A 24,370-nucleotide genomic window follows, 5' to 3' on the forward strand; every position below is an offset into this window, starting at 1 on the left:
GATGTCAAATATTGCAACAACATATTATCCTCAATCTGGAAGTTTGGTCATTTTAGGCGCAGGCGAAAGCGGTGTTGGAACGGCGATTCTTGGGAAAGAAAAGGGATTTGATGTATTTGTGTCAGATAAAGGGCTTATTGCAGACCACTATAAGGAACAACTAAAAGCGGAGGGAATAGCTTTCGAAGAAGGTCAACATGACGAAGGCCGTATCTTGAATGCTGCACTGGTTGTAAAAAGCCCTGGTATTCCAGCGACCGTACCATTGGTCGTTGCATTGAGAGCAAAGAATATACCTGTGATTGCAGAAATTGAATTTGCGGCGCAATATACGGATGCAAAATTAATCTGTATTACAGGGTCAAACGGAAAGTCTACGACGACGATGTTGACTTATGAAATGCTTAAGCATGGCGGTTTAAACGTCGGATTGGCAGGTAATATCGGGAAAAGCTTTGCATTGCAGGTGGCTAAAGAACAGTTCGATTGCTATGTATTGGAAATATCGAGCTTTATGCTGGACGATATGTACCATTTTAGAGCAGATGTTGCTGTTATACTGAATATTACTCCTGATCATTTGGATCGCTATGACCATAAAATGGAAAATTATGTGGATTCAAAATTCAGAATGATTCAGAATCAAACGGAGAAGGATTATTTTATATACTGCCTGGACGATCCGGAAACAGTTAAAGGATTGGAAAGACATCATAGTAAAGGGACCTATTTGCCTTTTACACAAGAACAACTTGTTGAATTGGGGGCTTATTTAAATGCCAACAAAACAATAATTATTAATACACCAAATAACGATACATTCACTATGAGAGCTGAGGAATTGTCATTGCAGGGGAAGCATAATATTTATAATAGCATGGCTTCTGGGTTAATTGCGAAAGTGCAGGAATTGAGAAATCAAGTGATGAAAGAAAGTATGGGATCGTATGTGAATATTCCACATCGCCTTGAACATGTAGCCTGTATCGGCGGTGTAAATTACATTAACGATTCAAAGGCGACGAATGTAAATTCGGTATGGTATGCTTTGGAAAGTTTCTCTACACCAATCGTGTTGTTGTTGGGTGGCGTGGATAAAGGAAACGATTACAGTATGCTTGCTGATTTGGTCAAAGACAAGGTGCGCGCTATCGTTTGTTTAGGAAAAGATACGGCTGCAATTCATAAAGCATTTGAACAAGATGTGGAGATTATTGTCAACAGTACCTCCATGCAAGATGCCGTGGTATTGTCGTCCCACTTAGCTCAAAAAGGTGATACCGTCTTATTGTCTCCTGCTTGCGCTAGTTTTGATTGGTTTAAGAATTATGAAGATCGTGGCGATAAATTTAAGGCTGCTGTAATGGAATTATAAATGGTGTAACCCAATAAGAGGAGGAAGGATATGCTACAGAATATAATGTCTAAATTGAAGGGTGATCGATGGATATGGATCATTGTGATTATCTTATCGGGATGGTCACTTTTGGCTGTATACAGTTCGGTGGGTACCTTGGCTTATAAAGAAGGGAAAGGGACTGAAATGTATCTGTTAAAGCATTTCTCTATCATTGCCATAGGCTTTGTCCTGATGTATCTTTCTCACAAGTTAGATTATCGGTATTATGCGGGTATATCCAAAATAATGATGGGTATTACAATCCCTTTATTGTTGTTTACGCTGTTGTTCGGAAGTAAAGTTAATGAAGCTAGTCGTTGGTTGACTATCCCTGGTATAGGTTTGACCTTTCAAACATCGGATTTAGCAAAGTTGTCACTTATCGTCTTTCTTGCAAGGATGTTATCCCGGAAGCAGGAAGAGATCAAAGATGTGAAAAAATCGTTCTTACCCATTATGGGGTCGGTGTGTGGTGTGTTTATTCTGATTGCCTTGGCCAATCTATCTACCGCATTGATGCTGTTTGGCGTGAGTGTTTTATTGCTCTTGATCGGACGGATTAGTTTTAAGCAGATTGCCATTGTTTGTTGTGGCGGAGGGGTGCTCCTTATGATGGTTATCTTCTTTGGTCCCCGTAGAACGACTTATATCAGCCGGGTAAAATCTTTTTTTCATACTGAAAAAGTGGATAAAACGGTATCCTTCCAGGATGATAAAAATTATCAGGCAAACAATGCGAAAATTGCTATAGCAACTGGTGGGCTTTTTGGAAAAGGACCGGGAAATAGTGTGCAACGTAATGTGTTGCCGCACCCTTATTCCGATTTTATTTACGCGATTATCATTGAAGAATATGGAACAGTCGGGGGGGTGATTCTGCTATTTCTGTATTTGGCATTTATGTATCGATGTATACGTATTGTCACGATGAGTCCCAAAGCTTTTGGTACTTTTCTGGCTGCGGGTTTGGGATTTAGTTTGACAATTCAGGCTTTGGCCAATATGGCTGTTGCCGTCGGATTGGGACCAGTAACGGGGGTTCCGCTTCCACTAGTGAGTATGGGAGGAACCTCGATTTTATTTACGAGTGTCGCCTTGGGAATCATCCTGAGTGTGAGTAGAAATATTGAAGAATTAAAAGGTAAAGAAGAGCTGGATGAAAAGCCTAAACCGAAAAAAGTGGTTATAGGATCTATTCCTGCATAATAATAAATTAAGCATGGCAATTCGCGTAATTATCAGTGGTGGTGGAACCGGAGGACATATCTTTCCGGCGATTTCAATTGCAAATGCGTTGAAGGCAATGGATCCTGCAAATGAAATTCTATTTGTGGGTGCCAATGGCCGGATGGAAATGGATAAAGTGCCCGCAGCAGGATATAAGATTGTTGGACTCGACATTCAGGGAATCAATAGAAAGCAGCTGTGGAAGAATATCTTTTTGCCGTTTAAGCTTATGAAAAGTTTAAATAAAGCAAAAAGCATAATTAAGGATTTTAGACCGGATGTGGCTGTAGGGGTAGGTGGTTTTGCTTCAGGTCCATTGCTAATGATGGCCAATAAGCTGGAGGTGCCAACAGTCGTGCAAGAACAGAATTCCTATGCTGGTGTAACCAACAAAAAAGTTGGTGCTAAGGCTGCAAAAATATGTGTGGCTTATGAGGGGATGGAGCAATTCTTTCCTGCGGACAAAGTATTGCTCACCGGCAATCCAATAAGACGCGAGTCTATTGCGATAGCGGGAAAAAGAGAGGAGGCCTTAGCGTTCTTTGCGTTAGATCCACACAAAAAAACAATTTTGGTACTCGGCGGTAGTTTGGGGGCTAAAACATTAAATGAAAGTGTTGTTGCTTACCTGAATGAGCTAAAGGAGGAAGAAGTGCAGCTGATTTGGCAATGCGGTAGTTTCTATGTTGAAAACCTACAGGCGGAGTTGACAGGTAAACTTCCAGGTAATATCAAGATGCTGGCCTTTCTTCAGCGCATGGATTATGCTTATGCTGCGGCAGATTTGATTATTAGCCGTGCTGGAGCCGGTACCATCTCTGAGCTCTGTGTGGTTGGAAAACCTGTTATCCTTGTGCCTTCACCCAATGTGGCCGAAGATCATCAGACCAAAAATGCAATGGCATTGGTCAATAAAGGCGCTGCATTACTGGTGAAGGATAGTGATGCACAAAGAGACTTAATACCTGCTGCTTTAACTTTATTAAAAGACGCAGATCATGTCGCACAATTAAGTGGGAATATTAAAAAACTCGGTAAGTTGAATGCTGACGTGCAGATTGCCGAGGAGGTGTATAAATTGGTTAAAAAAAATAGACGAAGTATGAATCTAGATGCAATAAAACAAGTTTACTTGATCGGAATAGGTGGTATAGGCATGAGTGGCCTTGCACGCTATTTTAAGCATTTGGGCTGTGAGGTGAATGGATATGACCGTACAGAAACTGAGCTGACTAAAACCTTAGTCAAGGAAGGGATCGCGATCTCCTATCAGGATGATATTAACACGATTGATGCTATTTTTAACGTACCTACGACGGAGACATTAGTCATTTTTACACCGGCTATTCCTAAAGATTCGAAGATTAAAGCTTTTTTGGAATCACAAGGACATACGCTCTATAAACGATCTCAAGTTTTGGGGATCATTAGTGAAAGTAGATTTACAGTAGCGGTTGCTGGTACACATGGTAAAACGACAACTTCTACAATGGTGGCACATGTATTGAAAGATTCGGGCTACGACTGTTCGGCCTTTTTGGGTGGAATCAGTTCTAACTACGGTACCAATGTGCTTTATGGAAATAATAATACAGTTGTGGTTGAGGCTGATGAGTTTGATCGTTCATTCCTGACACTTCACCCCAATATCGCAATAGTAACTTCTTCTGATGCGGATCATCTGGACATTTATGGCGATCGGAGCCATTTGCTTGAATCGTTCCAAATGTTCTTGGATAAAGTTGTTGAAGGAGGTACACGTATTATAAAAAAAGGCCTCGAGTTTGAGGGGCAAATCAGTTATTCAGGCCATGAAATCGCTGATGCATATGCTTCCAATGTGCATGTACGCGATGGAGAGTTCTTTTTTGATTACCAAGATACCAACGGACGAATAGATGATATTCATTTAGGTATCCCTGGTATCCACAATGTTGAAAACGCGGTAGCTGCGATTGCGGTAGCCCGTTTACTTGGGATTGCAGACCAAGCTATTAAGAAAGCGTTGACGACATTTAAAGGCGTGAAAAGAAGGTTTGAATATATTGTCCGTAAACCTGGAGCGGTGTATATTGATGATTATGCGCACCATCCAGAGGAACTGCGTGCATTTTTAACTTCGATGCGGAAATTGTATCCTACGAAAAAGTTAAATGTGGTCTTTCAGCCGCATTTATTTACGCGTACGCGGGATTTTGTGGATGGTTTCGCCGAGGTATTGTCCATGGCTGACAAGCTGTTGTTAATGGAAATCTATCCTGCACGGGAGCTTCCTATTGAAGGGATCAATTCGAGTTGGTTATTGGATAAAATTACGGCAGCGGAAAAACAGCTTGTAACTGCAGAAGAAGTCTTGGAATTTGCACGCGATGAAAAGCCGGAACTGATTGTTACAGTTGGGGCAGGTGATATTGACAAATTGGTTAAACCGTTACAGGCAATTTTAGAGCATGCTTAAAAAATTACGTAACATACAATGGAATCGTGTCCTCTACTTTACACTATTTTTTATAGGTGTAATTGTTGTCGTCGTGATTATGACTATTGTGGGGAAACGTGATGAGCAGCAAGTTTGTAAAGATATTAAGATTGTCATTGAAGGTACAGAAGCCTTTATTGATCAGGCGGATATCTCTAAGTTAATAGAACATAACTATGGTAGTTTCGTGGGAAAGAAAGTCAATGGAATTCCCTTTCAGAAAGTTGAAAAAACCTTACGTAAATTACCTTATGTGTCCGATGCCAGTATACATGCCGATATGGATGGTACGATCAGAATTAATATTAATCAGCGCGAGGCTGTCATGCGGATCATCAACAAAAATGGAAAGGAGTTTTATGTTGACCCCAAAGGATTGAAGATACCGACAACGTTGAAGTATATACCGCACATCATGGTTGCAACAGGGAATATCGCAGAAGGATATAATGAAGCACTGGATACCATAGCAACACCATTGGTTAAAGATTTGGTTAAGGTCGTTGAATTTATCAAAAATGACGAATTATGGAGTAATCAGGTTGTGCAGATATATGTGAACTCGGATAAGGATATTGAACTTGTACCTCGTGTAGGGACACAGCAATTAATTGTTGGATCGGCAGATTCATTGGAACAAAAATTTGAATTATTAAAGACCTTTTATACGCAGATCATGCCAAAGGTAGGTATAAATGCTTACGGTGTTGTCAATGTGAAATATGGAGGTCAGATCATCTGTGAAAAACGAGGAAACTGGAGTTTTTCAGGCGATCAAACAAAAAAAGTAGCAAATAATACATTATAGTAATACAGCAACAATACAGGAAATTATGAACTCAAAGGCAGCAGAAATTGAAAGAGAAAACCCAATTATCGTGGGACTCGATATTGGTACTACCAAAATTTGTGTTACGGTTGGGAGACGTAGCTCAGGAAACAAAATTGAATTATTAGGTGTGGGGAAAGCGGACTCTGCCGGTGTAAGCCGCGGAGTAGTTGCTAATATCCAGAAAACTGTGGGAAGTATTTTAGAGGCTGTTGAGATAGCCGAAGCACAGTCCAATGTGGATATTAAAGTGGTGAATGTGGGAATTGCTGGCCAACACATCAAAAGTATTCAACACCGTGGAATATTTACCAAAACCGATGGTGACGACGAAATCATTCGACGCGATATCGAACGACTGATTTCGGATATGTATAAACTGGTACTGCCTCCAGGAGAAGAAATTATACATGTTTTACCACAGGAATTTACGGTAGATAACGAGCCGGGGATTCGCGAACCTATCGGTATGGCGGGGCGTCGTATTGAAGCAAATTTCCATATTATATCGGGACGTGTAACTGATATTAAAAACATCAAAAAATGTATTGATAATTCCAATCTGGAAGTTGCTGAATTGATTCTCGAGCCTTTAGCGTCTTCAGAAGCTGTATTGGATGAAGACGAAAAAAATGCTGGTGTTGTATTAGTAGATATCGGTGGTGGAACCACAGATGTTGCCATCTTCCATGAAGGAATTATTCGTCACACAGCCGTGATTCCTTTAGGCGGTAATATCGTCACAGAAGATATCCGTCAGGGATGTTCTGTTTTGCGTTCCCAAGCTGAATTGTTGAAAACTCGCTTTGGATCAGCTTTAGCTGATGAAAACAAAGAAAATGAGGTGATTTGCGTGCCCGGATTAAAAGGTCGTGAACCAAAAGAAATTTCTGTTAAAAACCTAGCTTATATCATCCAAGCTAGAATGGAGGAAATTATTGAGCACGTGTATTATGAAATCAAATCTTCTGGATATGAAAATAAACTGATCGGTGGTATTGTGATTACCGGTGGTGGTGCTCAATTAAAACATTTGGTACAACTTGTTGAATATATTACTGGAATAGATTGTCGTATCGGATTTCCGAATGAATATCTTTCTAAGAACGAGGTTTTACCAAAACCGTTGTTTGAAGAATTGAAAAGTCCGTTGTATGCAACAAGTATCGGCTTGTTGATCAAGGGAATCCAGTCGCACGAGGAAGAGGAAGATAGCCGGAGAGAAATGCACGCCCCATCTAAAAAAGTGCAGGCCGCTACGGTGACAACAAAAGAAGTTTCTGAACAGCAACAAAAGGAGCAAGGATTATTGTCATGGTTCAAACGTTTTATCAAAGACGGTAATGAAATCGATGACGCAAGTTTTTTAGATAAGAAGTAAGTTTTCCACAATAGTTGAAGTTTTCCACAATTTAACAAATGTGGAAAACTTTTGTTGAAATTATATTATTATTACATTACATATAGTGGGTTTGATTCGTTTTGATATCATCTTCATTGTAAGTTAAATAGGGATAAGTTATGTCAATACAGTTTGAAATGTTAAAAGAACAATCTTCAATAATCAAGGTTATTGGGGTTGGTGGTGGTGGCGGCAATGCCGTAAACCACATGTATAAACAAGGAATTAGTGGGGTAGATTTTATCGTGTGTAATACTGATGCGCAAGCATTGGAATTGAGCCCGATCCCAAATAAAGTTCAATTGGGGATAAGTCTGACCGAAGGAATGGGAGCAGGAGCAGATCCTGATGTAGGTGAAAATTCAGCGATCGAAAGTATTGAAGATATCAAACGTATGTTGGGTACCAATACCAAGATGTTGTTTATTACAGCTGGTATGGGCGGTGGTACTGGTACCGGTGCTAGTCCTGTATTAGCGAAAGCTGCCAAAGAATTGGGTATTTTAACTGTTGCGATTGTAACTACGCCCTTTACGTTTGAAGGTAAACGCCGTCGTTCACAAGCGGAGGAAGGACTTTCGGAATTACGTAAATATGTAGACTCTTATCTTGTGATCTCAAATGACCGCCTTCGTGAGATCTTTGGTAATTTGACGATGACTGCGGCTTTTGCAAAAGCAGATGATATATTGACTACCGCGGCAAAAGGTATCGCCGAAATAATAACTATCCCTGGTTATGTAAACGTCGATTTTAAAGATGTTCGCACTGTTATGAACGATAGTGGTGTTGCCATAATGGGAAATGCTGTTGCCGAAGGTGAAGATCGTGCATTACGTGCAGTGGAAGGTGCCTTAGCTTCTCCATTGTTGAAAGACAATGAGATTGAAGGTGCTCGCTATATTTTATTGAATATTACTTCTGGAACGAAAGAAGTAACTATGGATGAAGTTGCGATCATTACGGATTACATTCAGGAAAAAGCTGGTTTGTCAGCAGATTTGATCTGGGGTAACTGTATTGATGAGAATTTTGAAGACGAATTGTCAGTAACAATTATTGCCACTGGTTTTCAAACATCTGAAGAACGTGATAAAGAACGTGAAAATACAAAGGTGTCTATGCCCTTAACTGCTGAACCGGCTAATTCTTTTATCAAACCTGTTTCTCAGGTAGCACCAAGAGAAGTTCCAGCTACGAATAGTTTCGTAACTCCGGTTCAACGTGTGGATACACCAGCACCTTCTACAAATACTTCTACTCCAAATAATTTGCAATCTGACTTGTTCACTTCTCCCAGAAATGCGGTACAACAACAGGTAGCTGTTGAGGAACCACAGGTAATACGTCATGATTTGGGTTTTGATGGTGGTTATGAAGAGGAAACTACATTTGGAGATAGTGATTTTCAGTTGAAAACCTCACCGTCAGTGTTTCAATTCCAGATGCCAACAGTGTTTGATTCTTACACAGCTCCTTCTGCGTCAGGATATGAGGAAAAACCTACATTTTCATCAAGTACAACAAATGAGCAAGTAGAAGTCCCTCAGGTAGAAGAAGAGCAAGTTTCGTTTGAAGATCAGCTGGTTCGTACAAAAGAACGCATCTTGCGTCTTAAAGAATTGAGCATGAAACTAAAATCTTCTAATGGTCTACATGAGTTGGAAAACGAGCCTGCTTATAAGCGGAAACAAATGTCATTGGAAGATACACCGCATTCTTCACAATCTCAGGTGTCTCGTTTTACACTTTCCTTTGAAGACGGAAATACTGAAATTAGACCGAACAATTCTTTCCTACATGATAATGTAGACTAATTGATTCACCATAAAATAACAAAAAGCCATCCAATCGGATGGCTTTTTTAGTATCTTTAAATACCGAAATAAGACAATTATACAAGCTATGACGACAAAATTAAATAACCCTGTATGGGTAATGAGTTCTGCATTTGATAAATTATCCTTACCAGAGTTGATTCAGACGACCAAAAGAATCGGAGCAGGGGGGATAGACCTTTGTGTGTTTAGAAAAGATGGTACCCGTGAAGATCATACCGCAACGCATTTGGATTATGATGATTTTACTCCTGCAAAAGCGAGGGAAATCATTGAGCTATTCAATCAGGCTGATTTAAAACTTTCGCTTGGTGCTTTTGAAAATATGATTGGCGGAGATCCTGAGCAACGAGTGAAGAATCAAAATCATTTATTGAAATTGATCCGTATTGCACATTTGCTGGGAGGTGATGCAAATAACGTTAAGGTAGGGACATTTGTGGGCTACAATCATGAATTGGGCAATCAAATTGATGGATTTCAGAAAAATCTTGAAGAATACAAGCGTGTATTTGCGCCCATTGTTAATTATGCAGAGAGTTTAGGTGTAACGATCCTTTATGAGAACTGCCCAATGGAAGGATGGCGCTCATCACGTTATAGCTCTACCTATAACAATCTTCCAGCAGTGCTTGCTGCTCGTAAATTAATGTATGCGATGATACCAAGTAAGGCTCATGGTGAGATCTATGATCCTTCACATGATGTCTGGCAAAATACAAACCCAATAGACGTTATTCGTAATACGGACATCACGCGCTTACAACGTATACATGTGAAGACTACGCGTAATCTACAGACTGCTGCACGTATTGATTGGGGCGGGATGTATCCCATGCAGCATGTTGACGCCGAATTGGCTAAAAAAGCGAATGTAAGTATACCGGGCCACGACTGGGATAGACATCATTACGAAGCTATGTTGCCAGGCTTTGGCGGATCTGACAGTATGGATTGGCGCGGGTTTGTTGACTTATTGCAAGAGCGTGGTTTCAGTGGTCCCTTTGAGATCGAAAATGAAGCTAAAAACTCGAAAGACACGGGTGATTTTTCTGCAACGGTTCAAGGTTTTACAACCTGTCTTAACTTTTTGGCACCGATGCTATGGGATTTAGAAGCAGAGGTGGGGTATTCTTATAAGAAATCTCAACCTTTAAAAGATCTGAACGTAAAAGATGTTCCTGTTGTTACGATGGATGAGTTAATTTAGTATGATAAAAATACACTCCAACAAAATGACTAGTTGTTGGAGTGTATTCTGAACAGTTCGATAAGTTCAGGAATATTAGAAACATTGAGTTTTTCAAAGATTCTGCTTTTATACGTGCTCACTGTTGAAGGGCTTAAGTCCAACAAGCTAGATACTTCAATAATCCCCAGTCCCTTTATCAATTGTTTAGCAACGTCCACCTCTCTATTTGACAAACGTGCCAACGGATTTAGTTTTGTCAGCTCAGACTTACTCTGCGTCAATTTCTGAATGTATAGGTCCTGTACGTTGCTCGACATATACTTTCCTCTATCCTGAATAGCCAAAATAGCATTGGAAAGTTCAGCCATAGCTGTTGTTTTGTTTAGGTAGCCTACTGCTCCGGCTTCGATATAACGTAAAGCATAAAGTGATTCGTCATAAGATGAGAAAATCAAAATTTTAATGCTTGGCCGAATTTGAAGGATTTCCTCAACGACACGTATATTATTTCCTCCCGGCATATTAATGTCCAATAATAATAGGTCGAAATCCTCTACCTTTATTTTTTCAAGAACCTCGTCAAAGGTTTCAGCTTGGAATATTTCTGCTTTTTGAAGAGTTTCTTTAATAATAACGGAGGCTCCTAATCGTACAATGCCGTGGTCGTCTGCTATAAGAATCTTTTTCATAGATATGCTATCTGATGCTGGGCTTTAATTACTGTATGAAATAAAGTACTAACAATATACAATATATCTTGATATTTTACTAGTTAACGGGCAAATATAAGAAATTAAAGTTAATAAAAATTAGTGGGGTGCGGCGTACATGTCTTTTTTATAAAATAGGACATGGGTTAGAAAATATAGCACAATATGAGTTTAACGATAAAAAATTAGCATATTTTAATTAGATTTATGTGACAATTATTAGTTTTGTCATAATTCATAGACTAAAAAATTTAAATATGGGATTTTTAAAAGAGTTTAAAGAGTTTGCAATGCGTGGCAGCGTAGTAGATCTAGCTGTCGGTGTTGTCATTGGTGGAGCTTTTGGTAAAATTGTTACCTCATTGGTTGATGATATTATCATGCCACCCATTGGTTATTTAACTGGGGGTGTTGATTTTTCATCCAAAAAATTGATTTTGAAAGCTGCTGATGAAGCGACTAAACAAGCTGAAGTATCTATTAATTATGGAAACTTTATTAATGTGGTTATTCAATTTTTAATTGTAGCATTCTGTATTTTTTGTGTTATTAAGGCTTTAAATTCGTTGAAACGTAAAGAGGAAGCAGCTCCGGCGGCCCCTGCAGCACCGACAAAAGAAGAAACGCTTTTGACTGAGATCAGAGATATTCTGAAAAATAAATAGGGCAGGGTTTATACTTCATTTATAAAAATCAGCACAGTCAAACTGTGCTGATTTTTATTTTACGGTAGTTGAAAAATTGTTTTTTGAAGCTGTAGCTGAATAAATTAGCTTATCCGTTTTACATTAACTTTAAATGTTCGTAATATTGTTTGTTTTTGTCTAAAATAAACTTTACTTTTGCATTCCTCTTGGGGAGTTTTGTATTAATTGAAGTAAGAACAAATTAGCATAATAGCGTCATGAAAAGAACATTTCAGCCATCGCAAAGAAAAAGAAGAAACAAACACGGTTTTAGAGAGCGCATGAGCTCTGCAAACGGTAGAAGAGTATTAGCTTCACGTAGAGCTAAAGGTAGAAAACGTCTTACAGTGTCTGACGAATACCGTCACAAAGGTTAATCTTTGACAAGGATCGGTGGCCGCTTATAAGAGCTTTTTCTAATAAGATTAAGTCATCGTATGAAAAATACATTTACAAAAGAAGAACGGTTATGTGCGAAAAGGCGTATTGATACGCTTTTTAAAAGCGGTTCTTCTTTTGTCTTGTATCCATTTAGAATTGTTTTTATCTTCGAGAAAAACAATGAGGCTGACGATATTCCCTCCAGTCAGTCTATTATTTCCGTATCCAAACGTAGGTTCAAAAGAGCAGTTGATCGCAATTCGATTAAACGAATGATGCGTGAGAGTTACCGTTTACAAAAATCGAATGATTTGATTCCGTTTTTGTTGAAACATAATGTAACTTTGTATCTAGCTATTCAATATGTAGGCAAGCAGATCTTAGCGTATGATGTGTTTAGCACCGCAATGAATAAAATGCTGAAAAAATTGCAGGATGAATGTGCTGAAGTTTATTTGGAAAAAGGGGATTAGACCCTTGTTTAGTTTTATTTTCTTGGCTATTATTCGTTTCTACCAAGTTTTTATCTCACCGTTTTTAGGCGCTAATTGTAGATATACACCTACCTGTTCTCAGTACGGTAAGGAAGCGATTCTGAAATATGGTCCTTTCAAAGGTGGGTGGATGGCTTTGAAACGAATTGCACGTTGCAATCCCTGGGGCGGCCACGGGCATGATCCTGTACCTTGATTTCTATAATGACGATGAATAATTTAATTTTACAAATTGATACTTCAACCACGATTTGCTCGGTTGCTTTGAGTGAAAATGGTCAAACGTTACAGGTTCTCGATCTCGATGAACCTAATGCTCATGCAGCTAAATTGACTATTTTGATCGCCGAAGTCCTTAAACAGACTAACCGAACGATACAGGATTTAAGTGCTGTGGCGGTGAGCATGGGGCCGGGCTCTTATACAGGTTTACGTATAGGGGTATCTACGGCCAAAGGTCTCTGTTATGCGTTAGATATACCTTTAATCGCTATTAATACGTTAGAAGCTTTGTTTCTTGGGTATAAGGAGCAGTTTGGTTTAACAGCAGGTGATGCTTATCTTCCCATGATCGATGCCCGTCGTATGGAAGTGTATACGGCTGTTTATGACCATAATGCTGCATTGGTGAAAGCAACATCAGCAGAAATTATCGATTTCGATTATTTCAATGAATTATTGCTGAACTACAATCGTGTCCATTTATTTGGTTCGGGTGCCGATAAATTTGAAGAATTGTTCAACGTAACGGATCGAGTGGATGTATTGAGCGGATTTGATGATTCCGCGGCTTTTCTGTCTACGTTGGCCTTTGATAAATTTCAGCGGAAAGAGTTTGAGGATGTTGCTTATTTCGAGCCATTCTATCTTAAAGATTTTTTGGTTACTACGGCAAAGAAAAAGGTTGGCTTATCATAGCCAACCTTTTCTTTTGAACCACAGATAAATGGCAAGGGATATGGCCACCATGATCCCCATGGCTACTGGATATCCATAGTACCATTCAAGTTCGGGCATATTTTTGAAATTCATTCCATAAATTCCTGCCACAAAAGTGATGGGCATAAAAAATACGGAGAAAATTGTCAGGATACGCATAATCTCATTGGTGTGATTAGATGAGATGTTGAAATACACATTAAGCAGTTGAGCTACATTTTCTGATAAGTTTTCGTACAAGGTTGATGTCCGGACCTGCAGATCTTTTAAATCCCGGGTATAGACATCTTTTTTTGACGAAGAATGAAAATGCTCGACGACCTCCCTGTAGAGAAAGATGACCTTTCGCGCAACATCAATCTGCCTTTTGATAAAATAAAGATTTTTCAGTATCGGCTGTTGTTTCATGCGTTTGAGGAATATCAATTCTTCGTAAGCATCGATTCGTGTGGAAAGTTGCTCTAACGTTTGGCTAAAGGTAAATACAGCTGCAGTCGTGATAAATACAGCCAGTTTACGGCTATTTTTTGTCTTGATGGACGTGAATTCAATATTTTTAAGTTTTTCTAAAAACTCGATGCGACGTTTGTGTACCGTAATCACAAAATCACTTCCATAGAAGATGGTCAGGCGATCGGTGATTTCTCCGATACTGTCTGAATTTTCTTTGAAATTGTCCGACATGACACGAAGAATGACAAAAGTATAATTCTCAAATTCTTCAATTTTAGGTAGATGTTCTGGTTCTTTGGAATCCTTGATCGAAGCTTCATTCAAATTGAAGCGCTCTTTGATGAAGGCGAAGTCTTCTGAAGTTGGCTCAGCTATATCTATCCATTCGTAGTTTGCGATTTCTTTTTCAACAATCGTTCTGACCATAAATCTAATTTTAGTAAGGACAAGATAAGAAAGAAAATAAAAAAAGCCATCAACTTAGTCGATGGCTTTCCTTAATTGTGATGATCTTCTATTTGTTTGAAGATTTATATTCTTCGTTCAACTGTTTGATTACCTCATTCGTGATTTCCAAAGATGGGTCGGCATACAATACAGTTGGGTTGGTCTTCGAATAAGTCAGCACCAACTTGTAGCCATTTTCTGCAGCATGCTTTTTCAGGAATTCAGTAATTTTATTATAGACATTGTTGAATTCTTCAGACTCGTCTTTTGCAATGGAAGAAGAAGCTGTTTGGTCTAAACGTGCAAGCTCATCTTGTTTACGTGCCAGTTTTTGTTCCGTAGCTTGTCTATCAGGAGCAGACATTGTAGCGGCATTTTTTTGATATTCGGCAACTTCCCGTTGGAACGCAGTACTTTTGGATTGCAGATCTGTTTGTGCTTTCTTTACTTTGTTTTCAAGCTTTGATTTAATGTCTTTAAAATATTGATATTTTTCAGAAAGTGAATCCGAATTTAAATAGACGATTTTATCTTTGTTACTTCCCTGGCTCTCCTTGCTTACCGTATTGGAATCATTTTTTGCAGGTTCGTTTGCTGTTTTTGCACCTTGTTTACATGATGCAATAGTTCCAACCAATAAAAGGCCAAAGGAAACTTTCGATACAATTGAAAATATAGTGTTCATTTTTTTGTTATTTGCAAATTATTACTGAAAACAAACCTAACATAAAAAAATCGAAATTCTAGTTTTTAGTAATAAAAAAGTAAAATTATCCCTGGTATTATAATTCGGAATATAGGCTCAATACTTCCTTATGGACTTGATAAATCGGCCAAAATTTCGTATTTTTGAATATTACATTTAAGAGGTTTTCAATGAGCGAAGAAAATAAAAATGCATCCACCTATTCGGCCGATAATATTCAGGTATTAGAGGGTTTAGAGGCGGTTCGTAAGCGTCCATCCATGTATATTGGTGACACCGGTGTAAAAGGATTGCACCATTTGGTATACGAGGTAGTTGACAATTCAATCGATGAAGCTGTAGCGGGATATTGTACAGATATCTTCGTTACTATCCATAAAGATAATTCGATTTCTGTCCGGGATAACGGTCGTGGTATCCCTACAGGCATCAACAAAAAAGAGAATAAATCAGCTCTAGAGCTTGTAATGACCGTATTGCACGCCGGAGGTAAATTTGATAAAGATACATACAAGGTTTCTGGTGGTCTGCACGGTGTCGGTGTTTCCTGTGTGAATGCGCTGTCTACTCTTTTGAAGGCCGAGGTTCATCGCGATGGAAAGATTTTCCAGCAAGAATACCAAATAGGTAAACCCTTATATGATGTGAAGGAAGTTGGTGTTTCGGATAAGACGGGTACTATTGTAACATTCCATCCAGATGCGACGATTTTCACGCAGACAACGGTTTATAATTACGATACATTGGCCAATCGTCTTCGTGAACTTGCCTTTTTAAATAAAGGTGTGAGTTTGACGTTGAATGATGAGCGTGAAGAAAATGAAGACGGTTCTGAAAAGAAAGAGACATTCTATTCAGAGGGCGGTCTGAAAGAGTTTGTGAAGTTGTTGGATGGTAACCGTCAGTCGTTGATTCCAGAACCAATTTATGTTGAAGGCGTAAAACAAGGTATCCCTGTTGAACTGGCTTTACAGTATAACGATACCTATTCGGAGAATGTCCATTCTTATGTGAATAACATCAATACAATTGAAGGTGGCTCACATGTTGCAGGTTTCCGTCGTGGTTTGACTCGTACCTTGAAAGCGTATGCGGACAAGTCAGGCTTGCTTAAGAACTTAAAAGTAGAAATTACAGGTGATGACTTCCGTGAGGGATTGACAGCAGTAATTTCAGTGAAGGTTGCAGAACCTCAATTCGAAGGGCAAACCAAAACAAAATTAGGTAACTCTGAAGTCATGGGGGCTGTAGATGTTGCCGTAGGTGAGATCTTAGGCGTTTATCTGGAAGAGAATCCACGTGAGGCAAAATCTATCGTTCAAAAGGTTGTCATTGCGGCTCAAGCACGTGCTGCTGCACGTAAAGCCCGTGATTTGGTACAACGTAAAACCGTTATGGGAGGCTCCGGACTTCCTGGTAAATTGGCCGATTGCCAAGACAATGATCCTACAAAATGTGAGATCTATTTTGTCGAGGGGGATTCTGCGGGTGGTACTGCCAAGTCTGGTCGTGATAGAAAACATCAGGCGATCATGCCTTTACGTGGTAAGATCCTGAACGTCGAAAAAGCAATGGAACATAAGATCTACGAAAATGAGGAGATCAAAAACATGTTTACAGCTTTAGGCGTCAGTGTGGGTACAGCCGAAGATGCTAAGGCGCTGAATCTTGAAAAGTTACGTTATCACCGCATCATCATCATGACCGATGCCGATGTGGATGGGTCCCACATTACAACTTTGATCCTGACATTCTATTTCAGATACATGAAGGAATTGATCGAAAGAGGATATGTATATATCGCTACACCGCCGCTATACTTGGTGAAAAAAGGGAAAGAGCATGAGTACGCTTGGAATGAAGACCAACGTATCAATGCGATTCAACGTTTGAAAGGATCAGGTAAAGAAGATAGTGTACACGTACAACGTTATAAAGGTCTTGGAGAGATGAATGCTGAGCAGTTATGGGATACAACCATGAATCCTGAAACGCGTACCTTAAGACAGGTGACAATTGAAAATGCAGCTGAATGTGACCGTATCTTCTCGATGTTGATGGGTGACGAAGTTGCCCCGCGTCGTGAATTTATCGAGAAAAATGCACGTTATGCGAAAATTGATATTTAATTGATCTGATCATAAAAGAATAAAAAAAGCCTGATGAAATTTTTTCATCAGGCTTTTTTTATTCTTTTATATTTCCTAATTTCATAGGAGTGAATCGTTTTTCTGCCGGGATAAAGGGTTCATCGCCTAGCATTTAGCCAATATTAATTAAAACCTATTATGAAATATTGTAGCAAAATTTTGCTCTTTATAGGTTGTTTTATTGGAATAACCTGTTTGGCGCAAACAAATGAAAAAATCGATCTCCAAGATTTATTTGAAAGCTTATCGGATGAGCTCGCAGCAGATGCTGATTTGAGTGAATTCACTGAAAAGTGGTATCATTATCTCAAACACCCGATCGATCTCAACAAAACGGATGGAAGAGAACTTACGGAATTACAGTTTTTGGACCCTTTATTGATCGAGCGTCTACTGGAGCATAGGACCATTTCAGGAAATTTTATTGACGTACTCGAATTACAGGCTATTGAAGGATTTAATGATCGCATAATCAGTTTATTGTTACCTTTTGTGAGGGTAGGCCCCGGATCTCCTCTTGAAACCCTGAAATCGAGAAATTTTAAACAGGAATTTACGGTACGATATGCCCGGACACTCGAAAAAGCAAAAGGGTACCGTATTGTCGATACGACGAAATCCCATTATCTCGGCGATGCCAATCGCTATGCTTTTAGGTATAGAGCCCAATTGAACGCTGTGGTTCAATTAGCGGTCAATATGGAGAAAGATGCCGGGGAGCCCTTTTTTAGGGATAAACAAAAAATGGGATTTGATTTCTATAGCCTAAGTGTATCGATAAAGAATTTTGGCCGTTTCAGGAATATCGTAATCGGCGACTATGCTTTGCAATTCGGACAAGGGCTCAGTATGTGGAACGGTTTGAATTTTGGAAAAGGGGGATTGGTACAGCATACAGCAAGACAAGGGATTGGAGTAAAGTCATATACTTCCTTAAATGAGGCAAATTTTATGCGGGGCATTGCCGGGACATTACAGATCGGTCAATTTGAGGTTACACCCTATGTCTCCTATCGATCCATTGATGGAAAAGTTAACCGTATCGCTTCTCCTGCTACGATTTCAACAATCGCGAGTACCGGACTGCATCGGACAGCAACCGAACAGCAATACCGTCATGCCGCATCTCAACTAGCCTATGGACTGAATCTATTGTGGCGCTATAAACGGATCAAAATGGGTATTCATTTCAATCAGACTCAATTGAATGCCTTTAAAACAAAAGGCAATGCTATACGGCAAGAGGCGGACTTTGAAGGTGATTTGCTCCGAAATATAAGTTTATATGTAAACTATACGATTCGAAATACGTATTTATTTGGTGAATATGCCAATAGTATCGATGGCGGTTCAGCATTATTGACAGGAGCTATCATAAGTTTACATCCACGTTTATCATCGGTTATATTGCTTCGGGACTACAAGAAGAATTTTCATACTTTTTATGGACAAGGATTTGGTGAATCGGATAACAGCTCCAACGAACAGGGTGCTTATTTGGGACTTACCTATCAACTGGGAAGAAAATTGCTCTGGTCGAATTATGCCGATGTATTTCGTTTTCCAGGAGCAAAGTATCAGGCTGATACGCTATCTACAGGCGCCGATTTCTTTAGCCAGCTGAGTTACATGTGGTACAAAAAAGGCCAACTTTCGTTGCGCTATCGCAACCGATTGAAACAAGTGAACTACCAGGGAGAGGGGCAAACCGAGCATGGGCTTGTGAATACCGGCAAACAGCAGTTCAGGATAGAATTTCAATACCGCCTAAGTTCAATATGGACTATTCGCTCCCGGGTAGAAGCCAATTTATTCCAAAAAGAGTATCAGGAAAATAGTTTCGGATATATGTATTATCAGGATATACTTTGGAAGTCTACCACTGGAAAATTGCAGTCGAATATGCGGATTGCGTATTTCGATGCGGCAAGTTATGACAATCGGATCTATGCTTATGAGCGAGACGTATTATATGCATCTGGGTTTGGAATGTACAATACAAGGGGATGGAGAATGTATTTCAACCTACAGTATCGATTAAGTCGCCATCTTCAGGTATGGACCAAATATGGGGTCTATTATTATCCGGGACGAGAGCATATCGGGACTGGATTAGACCAGATTGAGGGCAATAGAAAATCCGAGGTTAAGGTACAGTTGCGGTGGCAGTTATGAAAGAGCTGAGTTTTACACAAAGATTAGAGCGGCTGCCAATTCTTAAAATAGCTATTTTATATATTGCGACACTTCTTTTCGCTCCTAAAATACCGATTTCGCGCCCTATTTTTCAATATATACAGCAGGTATTGGTTGTGATGACTCTGTTAACGATAATTAGTTATTTTTTTAATGGTACAATTCGCAAATACGGGTATACCTGCGGGTATTATGTATCTATTGTATTATTTGGGATCTTCCAATTTTGGCGCGAGGACCCTTTGGTTGCAATCGGTCATTTCTCCGATATAATGACAGATCGTTATGTGGTCAAAGTTATTGAAGAGCCCAAAGTGAAGCGTGGTATCATTCGGTTTTCGGCAGAGGTAATAGGGGCTTACCAAAAAGGTGAATTTATAGAAACGACAGGTAGACTCATGTTATCGCTAAAATCCAGCCATAAGAATACGCTGCAGTTTGGTGACCTATTGTGGTTAAAAGGTCAGCCCCGGGAAATAGCTCCGCCATTCAATCCAATGGAGTTTGATTATAGGGCGTATTTGAAAAGGCAGCATGTCTATCATGAACTTTTCGCAGTCTCTGGTCAGTACAAGCTGATCAGCCGGCAAGAAACAACGACTTTTTCGTTGATTGCGCTCGCTTTACAAATGAGAAGATATTTTTTGCTCAAGCTTCGACCCCATATTAAAGGGGATGAGAACTTTGCTATTGTGTCAGCTTTATTATATGGTTCGCGGAGCGATATCAGTGCCGAAAGCATACAGGCCTTCACCAATACGGGAACGATACATGTGTTAAGTGTATCGGGAATGCATGTTGCTGTTTTATTCGGGTTTTTATCCCTTATTTTCAAACAAATTGCCTGGCCTTCCTGTCTCAGATGGCTGCCCCTAATTTTATTATGGAGTATGATCTGGATATATGCTTTTATTGCAGGGCTTGATCCGCCCATTACGCGGGCGGCTATTATGATTAGTTTTGTACTCTGTGCACAGCATTTTAAACGAGGCTTTTCAACGCTCAATTCGCTTATTACTGCCGCAGTATTGATTCTGTTGATCGTTCCAAGGGCGGTTGCTGATGTGGGTTTTCAGCTGTCCTTTTTAGCTGTTTTGGGTATGACGATATGCTCGCCGCTTGTCGAAGCATTCCTTCCGGTCAAAAGACCGATATTGCGGCTTTTGAGAGATACATTGGCTGTTTCTGTTGCTGCGCAAATACTGACAACACCACTGAGTCTTTATTATTTTGGGCAATTCCCAACTTATTTTCTGGTAGCCAACTTATTAGTCGATTTTCCTTCAACCCTAGCGATGTATCTCGGTTTTATCATGACAATTAATCCAATGGAGGGGATTAACGATTTAATGGGTTTGCTCTTGGAGCATCTCATTGCTTTCATCTTATACGGTTTGAAATGTATTGACCGTTGGGCTTTTTCAACAATAAAAGTTGATCCTATGGGGCTTGAGCTCCTATTTTTGACCTATTTTGCACTGTTTTCTTGTTTATATGCTTTTCAGTGGAAAGATAAAAAATACGTTTGGTTAGGGGGATGCTGTGCAATTGGAATGCTATTGATCACTGTGCAAAAACGCTTAGAAAATAAAGATGCAGAACGATTTCGGGTCTATAATACGAAACAAGAGTTGACGATCGGTTATTTCAAAGGTGGGCGCGGTATCATTTACAGCACATTTGATTCTTTGCAAGCCCGGGGCTTGCAATATGCATGTGGAAGAGAAATTCAATTATTGACGAAAGAAGAAGTTCAGTTTGTGGCTTTGCATGGCCAGGAGCGTAAAAACTATCTTGTTACGCTGCCCTCGGGTAAAATCGCTATTCTGTGCCATGCCGTAGAAACTATGCCACATGCTGACCTCGTTATCGTTAGGAAAAATTTATTAAATGGTTTACCCCGATTATTGAGGCAAATTAGACCAAAACTTGTTATACTGGATGGATCCAATTCACAGGAAAAATCCAAGCATATACAACGTACGTTAGATAGTTTGGGAATACAGAATTATCTCATGAAAGATAATTTTGCGTATGTTTGGGATAAGGAGAATTTATGACGCAAGATAGTATATCAATCTTAAGGCAATACTGGGGATTCGATTCATTTAGACCCCTGCAGGAAGAAATTATTCAATCGGTCATTTCAGGTAAAGATACTTTGGCTTTGTTGCCAACTGGCGGAGGGAAGTCGATCTGTTTTCAAGTACCTGCCTTGATGCGAGAAGGGATTTGTATTGTCGTTACACCGCTTATCGCATTGATGAAAGACCAGGTTGAACATTTGAAAAAAAATGGAATTCAGGCGGTCGCAATATATGCTGGAATGCGGAAGAGGGAGGTGGATATTACCTTGGATAATTGCGTCTATGGGCAAATAAAATTTCTCTATCTTTCTCCTGAAAGATTGTACAATGATGTAGTAAGGGAGCGCATACGATTTATGAATGTAAATCTATTTGCGATAGACGAAGCACATTGTATTTCTCAATGGGGATATGATTTTAGACCGCCCTATTTAGAACTTGCTAAATTACGGGAACTGCATCCCAAGGTGCCTTTTCTAGCCCTTACAGCGACCGCAACGGAGCGTGTCATCAGCGATATACAACAGAAACTGAGCTTTCCGAAAGAAAATGTATTTGTCAAAAGCTTTCTCCGGGACAATTTGGCGTATATGGCCATTGAAGAAGAGGATAAGATGGGACGTATGGTCCGGATTATACATAAGTTGGGCGGATCCGGTATTGTCTATGTCAGAAACCGGCGAGAAACGCAGGAGATAGCCCGTATTTTGGTCAATAACGGCATTTCGGCAGATTATTACCATGCCGGACTTTCGGGGCAGGAACGGGATCAGAAACAGCAAGGGTGGATGACAAATGTTGTTCGCGTTATTGTAGCTACCAATGCGTTTGGGATGGGAATTGATAAACCTGACGTGCGTTTTGTGATTCACCTCGATTTGCCCGATTCACTGGAGGCCTATTATCAAGAAGCCGGTAGGGCAGGAAGAGATGGCAAGAAGGCCTATCCCGTTATTCTTTATCAAAAGACAGATGAGCAGAAGCTTGTCGATAATTTGCAAGCTAGCTTCCCTGATATTCCATTTATTCAACAGACCTATCATTACCTGTGTAATCATTTTCAGATTCCCTATGGTGCTGGAGAAGGAGTGACTGTAGATTTTGATGTTGTTGCTTTTGCCAAAAAATATCAGCTGCCATTGGTTCCTGTTATGAATGCGCTGAAGTTTCTGGAGCGGGACACTTGGTTGGTTTTGTCCGAAGCTGTCACAATACCCTCACGGTTTAAATTTGAAATTGATAGCGCCGAATTGTATAAAGTTCAGGTGCAGTATGTAAAATATGATAAGCTCATTAAGGCTATTTTACGCAGCTATGGTGGTGTATTTGAAAACTATATCCTCATTAATGAATACGAATTTGCACGTAAGTTGGGTCTGCCTTATGATCGTGTTGTCGAGCTATTGAAGTCGTTAGAGTCATTGGAAATAGCGAGTTATCTGCCTTCTACAGATGCGCCACAATTGACCTTTTTGCAGAAGCGCGTCGATTACAAACACCTGCATATCGATCATATTTTTATTCGCGATCGCCATCAGGTGAAAGAAGAAGAAGTCAATGGCATGATCGGTTATATTGAACGTAGCAATTGCCGCAGTCAGTCGCTGTTGTTATATTTTGGAGAAAAAAATGCAGGGTTCTGTGAAGTATGCGATTTGTGTCTGATCCGTAATCATCAGAAAAAGCAGCGCGCAGATATAAAAGCAGAAATCAAAAGTACTTTGCTCGCTGGCGCTAAAAACATTCACGATTTGGTGGCTAGTTTGACAATAGGTACAGAAAAGAAAAGAATAGAGATCATCCGCGATCTCCTCGATGCGGAAAAAATCCGCTTGGAGGATAATCTCTATTCTTGGAACACCTTGTTTTAAACTATTTTTCGATGGGTAGATTGAGCTCTTCGCGACCCCATTCTGACCAAGAGCCATCGTATACGCGGATTTGCTCGTGACCAACAAGATGAGAAGCAAATGCTAAGATTGAAGCCGTGATACCCGATCCACAGGAGAACACATATTCATTTCCGGTAGTATTAAAATGATCAAATTGCTGTTTCAATTCACCAAGGGGTTTATAAACGATTCCATCAAGTAATTCTTCGAAAGGGAGGTTTTTGGAATGGGGGATATGTCCACCATGAAGGCCTTTTCGAGGTTCAGCGACTAAACCACTAAATCGACCTTTACTTCTGGCGTCAAAAATATTCACTTGAGCATCCCGATAATGTGTTAAGATATATTCTTTGTCAGCATAATGGTTGGCTTGAAATTGGGCTTTAAAGTTACCGGGTTTTACGCCAGCTGCATACTGGTCTACGAGCGGTAATTTACTTTTTTTCCAAGCGGGAACGCCACCATTTAAAATAAATACCTGTTCAAAACCCATGACCTTAAACATCCACCATGCCCTTGGGCTTGAATAAACACCCCATCTGTCATATAACACGACGGTACTATCCTGATTGATTCCTAGGCGTTGCATTTCCCGTTCGAATACTTCTGCCGATACAAGGGTATGGGGTAATTTAGAAGTAGAATCCGAAAGTTTCCCTTCGATGTCAAAAAATTGAGAATGGGGTAGTACTTCGAACTTGGCGTCCTTGATGGATTGGCCAACTTTGTCGATGGTGCAATCAAGGAGGACAATGTCTGTATGCTGTCCCAATGATTCCAGAAGTTCGGTGGGGTTGATTAAGGCTGATTTGAATGACATAACAATAAAGTTTATTGCTACAAAATTACAAAAGCATCCCTAT

The 24,370-nt window shown here is 39.8% G+C and carries 19 protein-coding genes and 2 pseudogenes; 17 read left to right on the plus strand and 4 right to left on the minus strand.

What is annotated here, in order from left to right; genetic code table 11:
• Position 1: 1 nt before the first annotated feature.
• The 8 genes and pseudogenes from murD to BGP15_RS05610 all read left to right on the plus strand — a co-directional run bounded on the left by murD (position 2) and on the right by BGP15_RS05610 (position 10,384).
• Positions 2-1,375, plus strand: coding sequence for a UDP-N-acetylmuramoyl-L-alanine--D-glutamate ligase (gene murD / locus BGP15_RS05575; protein ID WP_070564947.1), 1,374 nt, complete (start codon positions 2-4; stop codon positions 1,373-1,375).
• A gap of 30 nt (positions 1,376-1,405) precedes the next feature.
• On the plus strand, positions 1,406-2,605 hold the full coding sequence (locus BGP15_RS05580; RefSeq protein ID WP_046673971.1) for an FtsW/RodA/SpoVE family cell cycle protein: 1,200 nt from the start codon (positions 1,406-1,408) through the stop codon (positions 2,603-2,605).
• Between the two features lie 13 nt (positions 2,606-2,618).
• Positions 2,619-3,713, plus strand: a pseudogene (gene murG / locus BGP15_RS27050) (undecaprenyldiphospho-muramoylpentapeptide beta-N-acetylglucosaminyltransferase); the annotation flags it as partial.
• A gap of 51 nt (positions 3,714-3,764) precedes the next feature.
• Positions 3,765-5,084 (plus strand): annotated as a pseudogene (gene murC / locus BGP15_RS27055) (UDP-N-acetylmuramate--L-alanine ligase); the annotation flags it as partial.
• On the plus strand, positions 5,077-5,913 hold the full coding sequence (locus BGP15_RS05595; protein ID WP_070564956.1) for a cell division protein FtsQ/DivIB: 837 nt from the start codon (positions 5,077-5,079) through the stop codon (positions 5,911-5,913). The pseudogene murC and the gene BGP15_RS05595, both read left to right, overlap by 8 nt.
• A 25-nt stretch (positions 5,914-5,938) precedes the next feature.
• Positions 5,939-7,315, plus strand: a complete 1,377-nt coding sequence (ftsA, locus tag BGP15_RS05600) for a cell division protein FtsA (RefSeq protein WP_070564959.1) — start codon at positions 5,939-5,941, stop codon at positions 7,313-7,315.
• A gap of 140 nt (positions 7,316-7,455) precedes the next feature.
• The gene (gene ftsZ, locus BGP15_RS05605; RefSeq protein WP_286727280.1) at positions 7,456-9,153 is read left to right on the plus strand and encodes a cell division protein FtsZ; all 1,698 of its coding nucleotides are present in this window, start codon (positions 7,456-7,458) and stop codon (positions 9,151-9,153) included.
• 88 nt (positions 9,154-9,241) lie between these two features.
• Entirely contained in the window at positions 9,242-10,384 is a 1,143-nt protein-coding gene (locus BGP15_RS05610) for a sugar phosphate isomerase/epimerase family protein (protein ID WP_070564965.1), read from the plus strand.
• Positions 10,385-10,413: 29 nt separating this feature from the next.
• Here the strand turns inward: BGP15_RS05610 and BGP15_RS05615 are convergent, their stop codons facing one another.
• Complete coding sequence (locus BGP15_RS05615) at positions 10,414-11,055, minus strand: response regulator transcription factor (protein WP_070564968.1); 642 nt, start codon at positions 11,053-11,055, stop codon at positions 10,414-10,416.
• 278 nt (positions 11,056-11,333) lie between these two features.
• Between BGP15_RS05615 and mscL the strand changes: the two genes are divergently transcribed.
• The 5 genes from mscL (at position 11,334) to tsaB (ending at position 13,555) form a co-directional block, all read left to right on the plus strand.
• Positions 11,334-11,741: a large-conductance mechanosensitive channel protein MscL gene (mscL, locus tag BGP15_RS05620; protein ID WP_046673978.1), complete on the plus strand. Its 408-nt coding sequence runs from the start codon at positions 11,334-11,336 to the stop codon at positions 11,739-11,741.
• A gap of 239 nt (positions 11,742-11,980) precedes the next feature.
• The gene (gene rpmH / locus BGP15_RS05625; protein ID WP_075991291.1) at positions 11,981-12,139 is read left to right on the plus strand and encodes a 50S ribosomal protein L34; all 159 of its coding nucleotides are present in this window, start codon (positions 11,981-11,983) and stop codon (positions 12,137-12,139) included.
• A 60-nt stretch (positions 12,140-12,199) separates the two neighbouring features.
• A complete protein-coding gene (locus tag BGP15_RS05630) occupies positions 12,200-12,616 on the plus strand; it encodes a ribonuclease P protein component (protein WP_070564971.1) in 417 nt (138 codons plus the stop codon).
• Positions 12,579-12,833 (plus strand): membrane protein insertion efficiency factor YidD, encoded by a 255-nt coding sequence (yidD, locus tag BGP15_RS05635; RefSeq protein WP_083295891.1) that lies wholly within the window; start codon positions 12,579-12,581, stop codon positions 12,831-12,833. Before BGP15_RS05630 ends, yidD begins: the two co-directional genes overlap by 38 nt.
• A gap of 14 nt (positions 12,834-12,847) precedes the next feature.
• A complete protein-coding gene (tsaB, locus tag BGP15_RS05640) occupies positions 12,848-13,555 on the plus strand; it encodes a tRNA (adenosine(37)-N6)-threonylcarbamoyltransferase complex dimerization subunit type 1 TsaB (protein ID WP_286768929.1) in 708 nt (235 codons plus the stop codon).
• Here the strand turns inward: tsaB and BGP15_RS05645 are convergent.
• Positions 13,550-14,455 carry a magnesium transporter CorA family protein gene (locus BGP15_RS05645; protein WP_046673980.1) on the minus strand — a complete coding sequence of 302 codons (906 nt, stop codon included), beginning with the start codon at positions 14,453-14,455 and terminating at the stop codon, positions 13,550-13,552. The genes tsaB and BGP15_RS05645 overlap by 6 nt on opposite strands.
• A gap of 88 nt (positions 14,456-14,543) precedes the next feature.
• Positions 14,544-15,161 (minus strand): OmpH/Skp family outer membrane protein, encoded by a 618-nt coding sequence (locus BGP15_RS05650; RefSeq protein WP_286768930.1) that lies wholly within the window; start codon positions 15,159-15,161, stop codon positions 14,544-14,546.
• A gap of 191 nt (positions 15,162-15,352) precedes the next feature.
• Here BGP15_RS05650 and gyrB point away from each other — a divergent pair, with 191 nt between their 5' ends.
• From gyrB to BGP15_RS05670, 4 genes are all read left to right on the plus strand, one after another.
• On the plus strand, positions 15,353-17,311 hold the full coding sequence (gyrB, locus tag BGP15_RS05655) for a DNA topoisomerase (ATP-hydrolyzing) subunit B (RefSeq protein ID WP_286768931.1): 1,959 nt from the start codon (positions 15,353-15,355) through the stop codon (positions 17,309-17,311).
• 159 nt (positions 17,312-17,470) lie between these two features.
• On the plus strand, positions 17,471-19,507 hold the full coding sequence (locus BGP15_RS05660; protein ID WP_286768932.1) for a ComEA family DNA-binding protein: 2,037 nt from the start codon (positions 17,471-17,473) through the stop codon (positions 19,505-19,507).
• A complete protein-coding gene (locus BGP15_RS05665; protein ID WP_286768933.1) occupies positions 19,504-21,588 on the plus strand; it encodes a ComEC/Rec2 family competence protein in 2,085 nt (694 codons plus the stop codon). The genes BGP15_RS05660 and BGP15_RS05665 overlap by 4 nt, the downstream gene beginning before the upstream one ends.
• Positions 21,585-23,486, plus strand: a complete 1,902-nt coding sequence (locus tag BGP15_RS05670) for a RecQ family ATP-dependent DNA helicase (protein WP_286768934.1) — start codon at positions 21,585-21,587, stop codon at positions 23,484-23,486. Before BGP15_RS05665 ends, BGP15_RS05670 begins: the two co-directional genes overlap by 4 nt.
• A gap of 1 nt (position 23,487) precedes the next feature.
• On the opposite strand, the gene BGP15_RS05675 is transcribed toward BGP15_RS05670, so the two are convergent.
• Positions 23,488-24,327, minus strand: a complete 840-nt coding sequence (locus BGP15_RS05675) for a sulfurtransferase (protein ID WP_286768935.1) — start codon at positions 24,325-24,327, stop codon at positions 23,488-23,490.
• Positions 24,328-24,370: the final 43 nt, after the last annotated feature.

This window comes from Sphingobacterium sp. 40-24 (assembly GCF_001899705.1).
In the GTDB taxonomy this organism is placed as follows: Bacteria; Bacteroidota; Bacteroidia; order Sphingobacteriales; family Sphingobacteriaceae; genus Sphingobacterium; species Sphingobacterium multivorum.